We start from the raw sequence: 14,829 nt of genomic DNA on the forward strand, positions 1-14,829 counted from the left end.
ATGGAATCTCATGAACAACCGCGTCCTGATCTCCGGATGTTCCGGCGGCGGCAAATCGAGTTTGATTGACGCATTGCACGACCGTGGTTACCCGGTGGTTGCGGAACCCGGTCGTCGTGTGATTGCAAGCGAAGAGGCGCAAGGCGGCTCAGCCTTTCCCTGGACCGACATGCCCGCCTTTCTGGACAAGGCATTGCAGATGGCCTGGCAGGATCTGACCACACTTCAGGAAACGGCGGATTGGGCTTTTTTCGACCGGGGCGTGATCGACGCGGTGTCAGCACAGGCACATTTCCTGAATCGCCCCATTGATCAGAGGGTGCTGACCACGCAGATTTACCACCACACCGTTTTCCTCGTACCGCCGTGGCCGGAAATTTACCGCACCGACGCCGCAAGGCGTCATGACCTGAAAGACGCCATTGCCGAGCACGACCGGCTTTCAAAGGTTTTGGTGAAAATGCGTTACCGGGTTGTGAGTATTCCAAAGATGACCATCGCTGAGCGCGCTGATTTCATTCTGGATCAATTGGCCTGACAAACCGGTACCACATGTCAGCGGCCTGCCGCGCATCTCGTTGAAAACTGCTTGCGCTGGCCTTGGCCTGCGTCACACTCGCCAGATCGTTCAATGAGCCGAAAGCGCTGTCATGACATTACAATCCCGCCGCTTGTTTCTCGCCCTGTCCGGCGCGTCCTTGCTATCGGCCTGCGCCGGATCACCACCAACGCCCTCCGAGCCGCCGCTTTATCCCAATGAAACGCCCGAACTGCGCCGCCTGATCAATCAATACGCCGATTTTTACGAACTGCCCCGCCCGCTGGTGCACAAACTGGCCATTCGTGAAAGCACGCACCGTCCCTGGGCACGCAACGGGCCCTATTACGGATTGCTCCAGATACTGCCGGAAACCGCCCGCACCATGGGGTTTCGCGGACAACCTGATGATCTACTCGATGCCGAAACCAATCTGAAATACGCTGGCAAATATCTGCGCGGGGCCTGGCTGTTGTCGGATGGCGATCAGGACACAGCGATCATGTGGTATGCGCGCGGCTATTACTATGAGGCCAAACGGCGCGGATTACTGGTCGAAACAGGTCTGCGCCCCGGCTGAGCGTACCACCTGTGCGCGAAACTTGCGCTTGACGGAAATCCGACGGCAGATAATCCTGACAGTCATGATGCTGTGATCTGCCTGCGGCATGCCCCTACCCAACCCAAAACCAAAAGGATCCCCACCATGACCCTTCGCCTCTCCCGCCGTTCTTTTATTGCCGGTAGCGCCGGTCTTCTGGCCGTGCATCCTTTTTCGGTGCATGCGGCAGCGGGGCAAGCGCATTTGCGATTGATGGAAACCACCGATCTGCACGTGCACGTTTTTCCCTACGACTACTACGCGGACAAACCGCGTGACACGGTCGGGCTGGCGCGCACGGCCTCCATCGTGAGCGATATCCGTGCCGAGGCGACAAACTCCCTGCTATTGGACAACGGCGATTTCCTGCAAGGCAATCCGATGGGCGACTACATCGCCTATGAGCGCGGTATGAAAGACGGTGACATGCATCCGGTCATCGCGGCAATGAATGCGGTGGGGTTTGACGCCTCCACCCTGGGCAATCACGAGTTCAACTATGGCCTTGATTTTCTGATGAAATCTCTGGCGGGCGCAGACTTCCCCTTGGTTTCCGCCAATGTGGTTAAGGAAATGGGGGCCACTCCCACCGCCGATACCACGCTGATCAAACCCTATACGATCATTGAACGCAGCCTGACGGATGGCGTAGGTGAAACCCATTCCGTCAAGATCGGTCTGATTGGGTTTGTGCCGCCGCAGATCATGAATTGGGACCGGCGCCACCTCGAAGGCAAAGTGCAGGCCCGCGACATCCTGCAAGCCGCCCGCGCCTACGTGCCGCAAATGAAGGAAGAAGGCGCGGACATCATCATCGCGCTATCGCATTCCGGCATTGGGTCCGCTGACGAAAGCGAGATGATGGAAAATGCTTCTGTCCCGCTGGCCGCCGTGCCGGGGATCGACGCGATCCTGACCGGGCACAGCCATCTGGTCTTCCCCTCCGGCACTTATCAGGACTACGCCGCCGTGGATGCCGGTGCGGGTACGATCCACGGCAAACCGGCCACCATGGGTGGGTTCTGGGGCAGTCACCTTGGGCTGATCGACCTGATGCTGGAACGCGATGGCAGCGGCTGGCGCATCGCCGGTCATGCCTCCGAAGCACGGCCCATTTCAAAGCGCAACGAAGACCGCTCCATCACCGCGCTGGTGGAAAGCGATGATGCCGTGCTCGCCAGTGTTCAACAGCAGCATGACGAGACGCTGACCTATGTGCGGCGCGCGGTTGGCAAAACGGATGCAAACCTGCACAGCTATTTTGCGCTGGTTGCCGACGATCCTTCGGTGCAGATCGTGTCCAACGCACAAACTTGGTACATAAAGGAAATGCTGCAAGGCACTGAATATGAAGGACTTCCTGTTCTGTCAGCCGCTGCCCCGTTCAAGGCTGGCGGGCGTGGTGGGCCGGAGTACTATACCGACGTGCCAAAAGGCGATGTGGCGATCAAGAATGTCTCTGATCTCTACCTCTACCCCAATACCGCCCGCGCCGTTCTGGTCACGGGTGCCGAGGTCAAGGACTGGCTGGAGCGGTCTGCGGGTATCTTCAATCAGGTCACGCCCGGCCAGGCTGATCAACCCCTGATCAATGAGAATTTCCCGTCCTACAATTTTGATGTCATGGACGGGGTGACCTATCAGATCGACCTCAGCCAGCCGTCGAAATTCGACCCCAAGGGCGCGTTGATCAATGCGGAGGCGAACCGGATCGTTGATCTGAAGTACAACGGTGAACCCCTTGACCTCGAACAGAAATTCATCATCGCGACGAATAATTACCGCGCGGGCGGCGGCGGCGATTTCCCCGGTGCCAAAGGTGACAGCATTGTCTTTGAAGGACCGGACACCAACCGGGATGTGATCGTGCGCTACATTGTGCAAAACGGCACCGTGAGCCCCAAGGCGGATGCAAACTGGACCTTCAAACCGCTCGACGGTGCGTCGGTTCTGTTCGACACTGGCCCCAAGGCGGAGGATTATGTGGATGACGTCAAAGGCATGACCGTAGCGCCTGCTGGCGAAGGCGCGGACGGTTTTGCGCGGTTCCGCATCCAGCTCTAGGAACCGATCCAAATAAAAAGGGCCGCAGCAGAAATGCGCGGCCCTCCCTTAACGGATCGAAGACAGATTTATTCGTCTTCCAGGGCCTCGACAGCCTTTTGCAGGTCGTCCTTGGAAATTTCTTTTTCCGTGACCGACGCTTGTTCAAACACGTGATCGACAACCTTGTCTTCAAACAGGGGCGCGCGCATCTGTTGCTGCATCTGCTGGTTTTGCTGAACAAATTCAAAGAACTGGCGTTCCTGACCGGGGTACTGGCGCGCCTGCGCCATGATTGCCTGTGTCATTTCAGCGTCCGTCACTTCCACTTCCGCCTTCTGACCGATCTCGGCCAGCAACAGACCCAGACGCACGCGACGTGTCGCCAGAGCGCTGTGCTCATCCGTGGTCTCGATTTCCGGATGATCGTGGCCTTCAACTTCGGGGTTTTCTTCGTGCCACAACTGGTGCGCGATCTGTTTGGCTTCGGCTTCGACCAATGAAGGTGGCAGGTCAAAATCAACCAATCCGTCCAGCGCGTCCAGAAGACCCCGCTTCATGACCGCACGTGCCGCGCCCGCGTATTCCGCCTCAAGACGTTCGGCGATCTGCGTCTTCAGTGCAGCCAGGTCTTCGGCACCGAATTTGGTGGCCAGCTCATCGTTGATTTCTGCGGCGACCGGCTCTTTGACTTCCTTGATCGTGCAATCAAAGGTCGCTTCCTTCCCCTTCAGGTTTTCGGCCTGATAGTCTTCAGGGAACGAAACATTCACCAGTTTCTCTTCACCCACTTTCACACCGACCAGCTGCTCTTCGAATCCGGGAATGAATGAATTGGAGCCCAGCACCAGCGGGTAATCCTCGGCGGAGCCGCCATCAAAGGCTTCGCCGTCCACTTTTCCGACAAAGTTCATGACCACCTGATCGCCATCCTTGGCCTTCGACCCTTTTTTGCGGGCCTTAAAGTCCTGAGCCGTTTCGGCCAAGTTGGCCAAGGCTTCGTCAATGGCCTCATCTTCCGCCTTCACAACCAGCTTTTCGAGCTCGATCTTGGCATAGTCGATTTCCGGAATTTCCGGCAGCGCCTCATATGACATCGACACTTCGACGTCATCGCCCTCTTTCCAGTCTTCATTGGTCATTTTGACTTCCGGCTGCAACGCCGGGCGGTCGCCGGATTTCTCGAAATGATCACTCATGGCACCGTCGATGCTCTCCTGCATCGCTTCGCCCATCACGCGCTGACCAAACTGCTTTTTCAGCAGAGCCATGGGCACCTTGCCTTTGCGGAAGCCTTTCATTTCAACGTCCGGCTGGGCTTCGGCCAGTTTTTCGTTAACCTTGGCCTCCAGTTCAGTCGCAGTGACCGTGATGGCGTAGCCGCGTTTCAGACCTTCGTTAAGCGTCTCGGTGACCTGCATGTGTGCTCCATGTAAAAAAGGCGCGCCGAACAGGCGCGGGGCATAAATTTCCGCCCTTCTAAGTGGCCAGAGAGCAAGGTGCAAGAGGGCGATCACGTCAAAGCGATCGGTTCTGGCGTGGCGTCAGGATCAACCCGTCTTGGGTTTACTGGTGCGGGCGGTGGGACTCGAACCCACACGGCCATACGGCCTCCAGATTTTAAGTCTGGTATGTCTACCATTCCATCACGCCCGCAACATGGCGCCAATGCATCGGGCTCGACCTCTCGAATGTTCCGGCGGAAACGCAGGTCAGGCAAAACGCATCGTATCGCAAGCGGCCTTTGGCCCTGGATCAGCGGTCGTCCGACCCGTTCATCCAACCGAAGTCGCTTGCGGCACGCCGCGCACCATAGCGCAGCAATTGCCAGTGTAAACGGGTCAGATATCTTTTCCGGGCAATGCCAAGGGGCCGCCATCAGCTAACAGGAAACGCTCCGAAAGCCAGGGGTTATTTTTCAGCGCTTCGAGCAATTGCGCCCGCGCCTCGTCTATCCGCCCCAGGTTCATCAAGGTAAGCGCACGTCCGGACTGGGCGGGCACATGGGTCGGCGACAACATCAGCGCTTTATCCAGATCAACCAGAGCCTTGGCATAGTCCTCGCGTAAAAAATGAATGTAGGCCCGTTGGTTGAACCCTTCCGCATAAGTCGGGCAGTAGCTTGCAAGCCGATCAAATTCCTTGAGAGCGCCCGCAAAATCGTAACTGTCTCGCCGTTTCAGGCCGTTATTCAAAACCTCTTGAGCAGCCTCATTCGGCGCGCGCAACCATACCTGCCACATCTTGCCAGATATTTCCCGGCCCGCACGATCATTGGTTGCCGCGCGCGCCGCGTCAAACAAGCCCTCCAATTCCATCGAATGATCCTCGGGTGCGGGGCAATCGGCAAAAACAGGGCTGGCGACAAAAGCGGCTGCGAATAGGAGTTTTTTCATAACCTCTATTCTGAATTCAAAATCGCGGCGGTCAAGACGTGTCCGCCAACATCGTTTCCTTGACAGCTTCCATTGCCACATAGGTGGATGTGCCGGCAACATGGGGCAATGTCGATATCGTGTCCCCCAGAAACTGCCGGTATTGTGACATATCGCTCGTCCGCACCTTCAGGAGGTAGTCAAAACTGCCCGCGATCATATGGGCCTGTTCAATTTCCGGCACCCGCACAACTGCGGCATTGAACGCGGTCAAGGCTTTCTCGCGCGTGTCACTCAGGCGCACCTCGACAAAAGCAACGTGATCCAACCCCAGCTGAATCGGGTCCAACAAGGCGCGGTAACCGATGATCACCCCGGTTTGCTCCAGCCGTCTGAGCCGCGCCTGCGTCGGAGATTTGGACAAACCAATGCGTTTTGCGAGATCGGTGATGCTGATGCGCCCGTCTTCTGCAAGTACCGATAGAATCGCCCGATCGAACCGGTCCAGATCCAGTTGCGCATTCTGTTCGTCTTTACTTGAATATTTTATCATTCTGCCTCCCAAACATCCCCTATTTGGTCATTATGACTTCGAAACATCATATAGACTATAACAAGTTTCCAATGGAGTTTGTGAAATGGCTCGCGATATCTCGCTCTCTCTGCGCCATCAGATCGATTCTGGCACATACGCTGATCAAAATACCGTTTTACAGAAGTTGATGGCCTCCGCCGCGCTCAGCGCTGACGCGCGCCAGGAGATCAGCAACAACGCGGCACAGTTGGTGCGGGATATTCGCGGCGCCACCGCCCCCGGCATGATGGAGGTTTTTCTGGCTGAATACGGCCTGTCAACCGATGAAGGGGTCGCCCTGATGTGCCTTGCAGAGGCGTTGCTGCGCGTACCGGATGCCGACACCATCGACGCCTTGATCGAAGATAAAATTGCGCCCTCCGATTGGGGACGCCATCTGGGCCATTCCACCTCCAGCCTCGTGAACGCATCGACTTGGGCCTTGATGCTGACGGGCCGTGTTCTGGATGACGAACAGCCCGGACCTGTCCGGCATTTGCGCGCCGCGATCAAGCGACTTGGCGAGCCGGTGATCAGAACCGCCGTCAGCCGCGCGATGAAGGAAATGGGGCGTCAGTTCGTATTGGGAGAGGACATTAACTCCGCGATGCAACGCGCCGCAAACATGGAGAAAAAAGGATATACATATTCCTATGATATGTTGGGGGAAGCGGCGCGCACCGAAGCTGACGCCAAGCGGTATCACCTGAGCTATTCGCGGGCGATCTCGGCCATTGCAACGGCCTGCACGTCGGACGACATTCGGCGCAACCCCGGTATTTCCGTCAAGCTTTCGGCGCTGCATCCACGCTATGAGGTCGCACAGGAAGAGGCGGTGATGACCGATCTGGTGCCGCGTCTGCGGGCGCTGGCGCTGCTGGCCAAATCCGCAGGGATGGGGCTGAACGTGGACGCCGAAGAAGCGGACCGCCTGGCCCTGTCGCTGGAGGTGATCGACCGCGTCATGTCCGAACCTGCGCTTGCGGGTTGGGACGGCTTTGGCATCGTGGTTCAGGCTTACGGCCCGCGCGCGGGCACCGTTATCCAGACGCTTTACGACATGGCCGTGCGGCATGATCGCAAGATCATGGTGCGGCTGGTCAAGGGCGCTTATTGGGATACGGAAATCAAACGCGCCCAAGTCGAAGGCATCGACGGCTTTCCGGTTTTCGCCCAAAAGGCCGCGACCGATGTGTCCTATATCTGCAATGCTCGGACCCTGTTGGGCATGACCGACCGCATTTATCCGCAATTCGCAACGCATAACGCCCACACCGTGGCGGCCATTCTGCATATGGCAGACGATCCGGAGCTTTATGAGTTCCAGCGTCTGCACGGTATGGGCGAGACGTTACACGGTCTGGTCATGGCGCAGAACAAGACGCGCTGCCGGATTTACGCCCCCGTCGGCGCGCACCGCGACCTGCTGGCCTATCTGGTGCGGCGTTTGCTGGAAAACGGCGCAAACTCAAGCTTCGTCAACCAGATTGTGGATGAGGATGTTCCGCCCGAGGTGGTTGCCGCCGATCCGTTCGACACGCTCCGGGCCGCGACGGGTGCAAACATTCCAACGGGTCCGGAAATTTTCCTGCCGGTGCGGGCAAATGCAAAGGGCTTTGACCTTGCGCATGCACAGACGCTGGACGCCATTGATGCCGCGCGCGCGCCTTTTGCCAAACATGCATGGGCCGCGACACCACTGTTGGCCGGGCCGCTCGATGACGCGGGCGGTGCGGTCAATGTGGCCAACCCCGCAGATCCGGACGACAGTCCCGGCACGGTGCAAAATGCCACCGCTAAGGATGTCGCGACAGCCTTTGATGCAGCCGCCCCATGGTCTGCACCCCTGACCGAACGTCGAACCGTTCTCCTGCGCGCGGCTGATCTGATGGAGGACCGTTACGGCGAGATTTTTGCGCTGCTGGTGCGGGAGGCCGGAAAAGGCCTGCCGGATTGCGTCGCAGAGTTGCGCGAAGGGGTGGATTTTCTGCGCTACTATGCGGCCCAGGCCACAAATACGCCCGCAGCCGGTATTTTCACCTGTGTTTCCCCGTGGAACTTCCCCTTTGCGATCTTTTGCGGTCAGGTGACAGCAGCCCTCGCGGCAGGCAATGCGGTCCTGGCAAAACCGGCCGAACAGACGCCGCTGACCGCCTATCTGGCGGTGTCGATTCTGCATGAGGCGGGTGTGCCACGTACGGCGCTGCAACTCCTGCCCGGTGGCGGTGACATCGGTGCGCTGGTGACATCGGACGCGCGTGTAGGCGGCGTGGCCTTCACCGGCTCCACCGCAACGGCGCAGCGTATCCGCGCGGCCATGGCCGAGCATTGCGCACCCGGCACACCGCTGATTGCGGAAACGGGCGGCTTGAACGCCATGATCGTGGACAGTACAGCGCTGCCCGAACAGGCCGTTCAGGCGGTGATCGAAAGCGCCTTCCAGTCGGCAGGCCAAAGATGTTCCGCGCTGCGCTGCCTCTATGTGCAGGAAGACATCGCCGAAGATTTCACCAAGATGCTGATCGGTGCGATGCAAGCGCTGCGTCTGGGCGCGCCCTGGCAGATATCCACCGATGTGGGGCCCGTCATTGACGAGGCCGCGCGCAAAAGCATCGCGGATCACATCGCCACGGCGCGCGCCGATGGTCGGGTTATCGCGGAGTTGAAAGCGCCGGAGACGGGGTGCTTCATCGCGCCCACCCTGATCAAAATTGATGGCATTCACGCACTGGAGCGCGAGATTTTCGGACCGGTGTTGCATCTGGCGCGATTCAAATCCGGCGATCTGGACCGGGTGATCGATGCGATCAACGCCACCGGTTACGGCCTGACATTCGGATTGCATACGCGGATCGACGACCGCGTGCAGCATATCTCGGAACGTATCGAGGCCGGGAACATCTATATCAACCGCAACCAGATCGGCGCCATTGTGGGCAGCCAGCCCTTTGGCGGCGAAGGGCTGTCCGGCACCGGGCCAAAGGCGGGCGGGCCGAATTATCTGCCGCGCTTTGCCGAAGCTGACCGCGAAACCCGCGAAGGCAGTTGGGACACTGAAATGACCGCCCTGCCCCAGGTGACTACACCCCCCGCTCAGCCGTTGTCGACGCAAAGCCTGCCGGGGCCTACGGGCGAATCCAACCGTCTCAGCACCCTGCCACGGGCTGCCCTGCTGTGCATGGGACCGGGTGCCGAGACCGCAAGAGCGCAGGCCCGCGCGGTGGAAGCTCTGGGCGGTGTCGCCGTGCTGGCCACCGGTTCCATTGACCCCGCGGCCCTGACGGAGGGCCCCGCATACGGCGGCGTTCTATGGTGGGGGGATGACGCGACTGGCCGCGCCATCGAAAAAGCCCTCGCCCAACGCAGCGGACCCATCATTCCGCTGATCCCCGGCCTGCCGGACACGGCGCGCGTCAGGGCTGAGCGCCACGTCTGCGTTGACACCACGGCTTCGGGCGGCAATGCAGCCCTGCTGGGTGCCGCCACGTAAAACAGCCCGCCCCGGCAAATCTTGCGTCGGGGCGGCTTGACGCCACCGGGTCAATCGCCCAGCCTGCCGCCATGTTTCCTATTCGCGACCACAACCCGTCCGGCAGAACACCCTATGTGACCTACTTTCTGATGGCGGCCAACATCGGGATTTTCCTCAGCTATTTTGGCATTATGGAAGACGCGCGCCAGATCAATGCGTTCTGGCTGGATTGGGCGCTGATCCCTGCCCGGCTCGATGACGGGCAAGGCAGCTATACGCTGGTGTCGTCGATGTTCCTGCACGGCGGGTGGTGGCATCTGGCGGGCAACATGCTGTTTTTGTACATTTTTGGCGACAATATCGAAGATGAAATGGGACCACTTGGCTATGGTCTGTTCTATCTTGCGGCCGGGGTGGCAGCGGGCTGGACGCAGTATTTTTCTGCGCCACTCTCGACCGTTCCGACCGTTGGTGCGTCAGGTGCCATTGCCGGTGTGATGGGCGCCTACCTGCTGCTCTATCCCAAGGCCAAGGTCGACATCCTGATCATCTTTATCGTGTTCTTCCGCATCTTTCCCATACCCGCCTGGATCATCCTGGCGGTGTGGTTCGCGATGCAGTTTGCAGGCGGCGTGGGCTCCGACCCCGATGCCGGTGGCGTGGCCTATTGGGCCCATGCGGGCGGGTTTGTGGCAGGGCTGATATTGGCGATCCCTGTCTGGCTGAAACGCGGTGGCCCTGGCTATTGGCAGCGGACAGAAGGCCACCCACCGCACCCTGAAGCACATTACAAGCTGGCCGCAAGCCGCATCCCGAAGATATCCAGACGCAGGCGTGGGCCCTGGAACTGACGGTCAGGTTTTCTCAGCCGCGCACCAGTTTGGCCAGCGGCGAAAAAAGCGGCTCATTGGCACAGATGATCGTCCCGTCATCGACAATATTTCCCGCCGGGTCCATCGGTTCCGCCAGCCCGCCGGCTTCGCGCACGATGATCAACCCTGCGGCCAGATCCCACGCGTTGAGGCGGCGCTCCCAGAAACCATCATACCGGCCCGCCGCGACATAGGCGATGTCGAGCGCAGCAGCGCCCCAGCGACGGATACCCGAACAGGCAGGCGCCACGCGCGCCATTTCCTTCAATGTGTCCGGCAGATCGGAACGCCCGCCAAAGGGCAATCCTGTCGAAAACAGACTTTCGATCATCTTGGTCCGCCCCGAAACGCGCAAACGGCTTTCGTTCATCCAGGCGCCGGTGCCTTTTTCAGCAAAGAACATCTCGTCCTTTGCCGGATCAAAAACCACCCCTGCTACAATCTGCCCTTTGTGTTGCAACGCAATGGAGACCGCCCAATGAGGCAACCCGTGCAAGAAGTTGGTTGTCCCATCAAGCGGGTCCACGATCCAGCGCCGCGTGGGGTCCTGACCCTCTTCTCCGCCACCCTCTTCACCCAGCCAACCATAGGTGGGGCGCGCGGCCATCAGGTCTTCCTTGATGATCTTTTCGGCATTGATATCCGCGCGGCTGACAAAATCGCCCGCCCCTTTCATCGAGACCTGCAGGTTTTCGACTTCGCGGAAGTCCTTGACGAGTGATCGACCCGCACGGCGTGCAGCTTTGATCATGATATTTAGGTTTGCGCTGCCGACCATTTTCCGGGCTCCGATGAGGGATCAGGCTGCGCGTATAAGTGCTGGCGAGCGGCTTGCCAAGGGGGAGGATGTGCAAAGACAATCGTGCCGCCGCATGGCAGCGATGCGCTTCGCGCAAAGGTTCGGATAAACTACGGCAAATGAGCCCACTGAGCGACGCCGCCCACAAGCTCAGGCCGGAAATAGGCGATCATGCGGCCATCTGCGGAGGCCGTCGCCCCGGCGGCCCATGGCGCCACCCCGTGTAACGCCAGGCGATGGATCAGATAGGCACTGCCGGGTTCGCCATGCACCTGCACGCGGGCGCAGCGCTCGAAGGCCTCACGCCGCGCATTCTGGTAGATTTCGGTCACGTCCACGTCGGACAGGTCGGCCTCTGCGTATCCCTCAAAGGCGCGCTGCATGGCCGCCTGAATGATCTTGTGGCTGCCTTCCCAGACAACCAGCGGCGCGGCTCCGACATCCGCTTGTGACAGCGGCAAGCCCAGAACAAACGCATGTGGTTCCTTCACAAACCGCCTTTTCGGCGTGCCCAGACCGATGATCCCGTCGACATGCGCTGCATCCCGGTCAACACGGTAGCGAAACGCAGCAGCACTTTCCCCCGCTCGCGCCCGTGGATACCCGGGATAGGTGACCGAAATCTGCGCCCGGTGCAGGGTCGGCCATCCCCCGCAATGCCGCGTCGCAAAATCCACGGCGCGCCCCGCGAGCGGCGGGCTATCTCCCACGCGCCCCACCGCGTCGTTTTCCAATGCATCAAGCCCCACGAACCATGTCCCGTCGCATTGCAGAAGATGGCTGTTTTCCGGTGCTGCAACGGCGCGTCGTGCATATTTCAGAGCATGCTGCGCCCATTCCCTGACCACGCGTTCCGGCGGAAAGGCCCCCCAGCCCCTGTCAAAAAAACGCGTCACCAGCCCGCAGCCTTTCGGATCATGTTGCCAGCAACCAACAGCAGGAATACCGCGAACACCCGCCTGAGCGGTTTGGGGTCGAGCGCGTGCGCCAGACGCGCGCCCAGGGGCGTTGTGAAAAGCGTCATGGAGATGGTCAGCCCGAAGGCAATGAGGTTGACGGATCCCACCGTCGCCGGAGGGCGCAGGTCATCCGAGACAGGCGAAAACAGGAAACCCAGCACCGCAGGCACCGCGATCAACAGGCCAAAACCCGCGGCGGTTGCCACGGCGCGATGAATGGCAACGCCGAAAAGGCTCATCAAAGGCACGCCAAAGCTGCCACCGCCGACCCCCATCAGAACGGACAGAAAACCCACTGTCGGGGATAAAATACCACGCGTTACGCCGCGGGGCATCTCAGCGCCCAGACGCCATGTGCTGCGCCCGAACGCCATATATAGCCCCACGCTCATGGCTAATCCTCCAAAAATGAATTGAAGGATCACGGTTCGCAATTGCGCCACAACCAGCATGCCTGCAAAAGCGCCGAGCATGATCCCCGGGGCCCATTTGCGCAGGATACTCCAGTCCACCGCTCCCTTTTTGTGATGACTGTGTACCGATCGCGCGGATGTGACGATGATTGTCGCCAGAGAGGTGGCCACGCATATCTGCATGAGCTGAGAGCTGTGAAATCCGAGGGTTTGAAATGCGTAGAAATACGCAGGCACCAGAACGATGCCACCGCCGACGCCCAAAAGGCCCGCCAGCACGCCCGCAAAAGCGCCGATAACCAGCAGCACTCCCAACATTTGCATCAGCAGAACGGGATCAGACATGCAGGTTACTCGGCATCATGGGCACTCAAGCAGCGTCGCGCTGCAGGATGTGGGTCAAGGCCTGCTCCACAAGTTCCGGTCCGGCATTTGCACGATGCGCCCCTTCTGACAGAACACGTCGCCACGCGCGCGCGCCCGGGCGCCCCGTAAAGAGACCCAGCATATGCCGGGTGACCTGCCCCAACTTACCCCCCTGTTTCAGATGGCTTTCGATGTAGGGAAGCATTTGCAACACGGCCTCTTCCGGTGCAGATTGGCCTTCACAGCCGAAAATGACCTGATCGGCTTTGCACAGGATCGCTGCCGGGTCGTGATATGCCGCGCGTCCGATCATCACACCGTCAAGCCCCGCTTCCAGAAACGCCTGCGCCTGCGTCAGTGACGTGATCCCGCCATTGATGGATATGTCCAGGTTCGGAAACAGCCCCTTCATCCGCATCACCAGATCATAGTTCAGCGGCGGGATATCACGGTTTTCCTTGGGGCTCAGCCCCTGCAACCAGGCTTTGCGGGCGTGAATCGACACCCGTTCACATCCTGCGCCCACAATACGCGCCAGAAATTCGGGCAAAATCTCTTCGGGGTCCTGATCGTCCACACCGATGCGGCATTTGACCGTCACGGGAACGGAGACATGCGCCTGCATCTCGGCCACACAGTCTGCCACCAATGCCGGTTGCTCCATCAGTATGGCCCCGAATGAGCCCGATTGCACACGGTCAGACGGACACCCCACATTCAGATTGATCTCACAATACCCCGCCGCCTGTCCCAGTTTTGCGGCCTGCGCCAGTTCCGCAGGCTCCGAGCCGCCCAATTGCAGAGCGACGGGATATTCGGCGTCAGAGTGCTCCAACAGGTGCGATGCCCCTCCCCGGATCAGAGCTGCCGATGTCACCATCTCGGTATACAGCAGGGTCCGTTTGCTCAACAATCGGTGCAGGTACCGACAGTGCCGATCCGTCCAATCCATCATCGGGGCGACGGAGAGCCTATGCGCGGGAAAACTATTCACGAGTGGTATCTTGCAAGGGACTCATACGGTGTCTGAAAATCAACTGTGTCGCCTTTGTCAGGCGATGGATTCGCGCTCTCTTATCGTAGCTAAGGCAACTCGGCCATCGTAATATCAGTGTCATCGCAGGGCACCGATCACTTCGGTGAGAAACTGGCGCTCTCCCTGCCTGGTGAAAGTAACCACGCGGCTGCCAGCGGTGCGCCTTGCCCAACCCAGATCCTCGAACCGTGTCAGCAAGGCCCGCCCGACGCTGCCCGCCAGATGCGAGCGCCGCGCGCTCCAATCTAGGCACTCCCTGCACAAAGGCGCTTTGGCGCGCCGCAACCCATCCAGGTCAACGCCGAAACGACGCATGAAATCTTCCCCCATAGGTGACAGTTCCAGCGCCTCGCCTGTTGTCCGGAGATACCCCTGCGCGATAAAGGCGTCGAACATCCTTGTGCCCATATCACCGGCAAGGTGATTGTAACAAACCCGGGCCTTGCGCAGAGGCGCATCTTTTGGACCGGTTCGTGTCCGCAAATGTCCCGTCTTTGCGGCGAGGCCCATGAGCCCCTCCAGAACAGTTGCCACGTCATCGTTGGCCAATGAAAAATACTTGTGGCGCCCCTGCTTGCGCACCCTCAAGAGGCCGCCGTCATCCATCTTGCTCAAGTGAGAACTGGCTGTCTGCCCGGTGATCCCCGCTTCGGCTGCGAGTTCGGTTGCGGTCAGAGCCTTGCCTGTCATCAACGCGGTCAGCATGTTGGCGCGTGCCGGATCCCCGATCAGGGCAGCAATGCGGGCGATGTCTGGTCCTTCTTTCATACTTCGACCATAG

13 protein-coding genes and 1 tRNA gene are annotated in these 14,829 nt (G+C 59.6%); 5 read left to right on the forward strand and 9 right to left on the reverse strand.

All coding sequences use genetic code 11. The features are described 5' to 3' along the window. The first annotated feature begins 10 nt into the window (after window positions 1-10). From Q0802_RS00550 to Q0802_RS00560, 3 genes are all read left to right on the forward strand, one after another. A complete protein-coding gene (locus Q0802_RS00550) occupies window positions 11-538 on the forward strand; it encodes an AAA family ATPase (RefSeq protein WP_298912038.1) in 528 nt (175 codons plus the stop codon). A 112-nt stretch (window positions 539-650) separates the two neighbouring features. Next, window positions 651-1,118 (forward strand): lytic transglycosylase domain-containing protein, encoded by a 468-nt coding sequence (locus Q0802_RS00555; protein WP_298912040.1) that lies wholly within the window; start codon window positions 651-653, stop codon window positions 1,116-1,118. A gap of 126 nt (window positions 1,119-1,244) precedes the next feature. Beyond that, complete coding sequence (locus tag Q0802_RS00560) at window positions 1,245-3,203, forward strand: bifunctional 2',3'-cyclic-nucleotide 2'-phosphodiesterase/3'-nucleotidase (RefSeq protein WP_298912043.1); 1,959 nt, start codon at window positions 1,245-1,247, stop codon at window positions 3,201-3,203. A gap of 68 nt (window positions 3,204-3,271) precedes the next feature. Here the strand turns inward: Q0802_RS00560 and tig are convergent, their stop codons facing one another. The 4 genes from tig to Q0802_RS00580 form a co-directional block, all read right to left on the reverse strand. Beyond that, window positions 3,272-4,603, reverse strand: coding sequence for a trigger factor (gene tig, locus Q0802_RS00565; RefSeq protein WP_298912047.1), 1,332 nt, complete (start codon window positions 4,601-4,603; stop codon window positions 3,272-3,274). Window positions 4,604-4,752: 149 nt separating this feature from the next. Next, a tRNA-Leu gene (locus Q0802_RS00570) sits at window positions 4,753-4,838 on the reverse strand. A 185-nt stretch (window positions 4,839-5,023) separates the two neighbouring features. Next, a complete protein-coding gene (locus tag Q0802_RS00575; RefSeq protein WP_298912049.1) occupies window positions 5,024-5,578 on the reverse strand; it encodes a tetratricopeptide repeat protein in 555 nt (184 codons plus the stop codon). A 31-nt stretch (window positions 5,579-5,609) separates the two neighbouring features. Next, entirely contained in the window at window positions 5,610-6,110 is a 501-nt protein-coding gene (locus Q0802_RS00580) for an Lrp/AsnC ligand binding domain-containing protein (RefSeq protein ID WP_298912052.1), read from the reverse strand. A gap of 85 nt (window positions 6,111-6,195) precedes the next feature. Here Q0802_RS00580 and putA point away from each other — a divergent pair, with 85 nt between their 5' ends. Beyond that, window positions 6,196-9,621 carry a bifunctional proline dehydrogenase/L-glutamate gamma-semialdehyde dehydrogenase PutA gene (putA, locus tag Q0802_RS00585; protein WP_298912055.1) on the forward strand — a complete coding sequence of 1,142 codons (3,426 nt, stop codon included), beginning with the start codon at window positions 6,196-6,198 and terminating at the stop codon, window positions 9,619-9,621. A 71-nt stretch (window positions 9,622-9,692) separates the two neighbouring features. Beyond that, window positions 9,693-10,454 (forward strand): rhomboid family intramembrane serine protease, encoded by a 762-nt coding sequence (locus Q0802_RS00590; protein WP_298912058.1) that lies wholly within the window; start codon window positions 9,693-9,695, stop codon window positions 10,452-10,454. A gap of 13 nt (window positions 10,455-10,467) precedes the next feature. On the opposite strand, the gene Q0802_RS00595 is transcribed toward Q0802_RS00590, so the two are convergent. The 5 genes from Q0802_RS00595 to Q0802_RS00615 all read right to left on the reverse strand — a co-directional run bounded on the left by Q0802_RS00595 (window position 10,468) and on the right by Q0802_RS00615 (window position 14,816). Further along, window positions 10,468-11,253 (reverse strand): inositol monophosphatase family protein, encoded by a 786-nt coding sequence (locus Q0802_RS00595; RefSeq protein WP_298912061.1) that lies wholly within the window; start codon window positions 11,251-11,253, stop codon window positions 10,468-10,470. Between the two features lie 131 nt (window positions 11,254-11,384). After that, the gene (locus Q0802_RS00600; protein WP_366523283.1) at window positions 11,385-12,170 is read right to left on the reverse strand and encodes a hypothetical protein; all 786 of its coding nucleotides are present in this window, start codon (window positions 12,168-12,170) and stop codon (window positions 11,385-11,387) included. After that, on the reverse strand, window positions 12,167-12,991 hold the full coding sequence (locus tag Q0802_RS00605) for a sulfite exporter TauE/SafE family protein (RefSeq protein ID WP_298912063.1): 825 nt from the start codon (window positions 12,989-12,991) through the stop codon (window positions 12,167-12,169). Before Q0802_RS00605 ends, Q0802_RS00600 begins: the two co-directional genes overlap by 4 nt. Before the next feature lie 25 nt (window positions 12,992-13,016). Next, window positions 13,017-14,006 (reverse strand): tRNA dihydrouridine(20/20a) synthase DusA, encoded by a 990-nt coding sequence (gene dusA, locus Q0802_RS00610; RefSeq protein WP_298912066.1) that lies wholly within the window; start codon window positions 14,004-14,006, stop codon window positions 13,017-13,019. A 120-nt stretch (window positions 14,007-14,126) separates the two neighbouring features. Beyond that, entirely contained in the window at window positions 14,127-14,816 is a 690-nt protein-coding gene (locus tag Q0802_RS00615; RefSeq protein ID WP_298912068.1) for a winged helix-turn-helix domain-containing protein, read from the reverse strand. Between the last annotated feature and the right edge of the window lie 13 nt (window positions 14,817-14,829).

The sequence above is a fragment of the uncultured Roseobacter sp. genome (assembly GCF_947495275.1).
GTDB lineage: Bacteria > Pseudomonadota > Alphaproteobacteria > Rhodobacterales > Rhodobacteraceae > Roseobacter.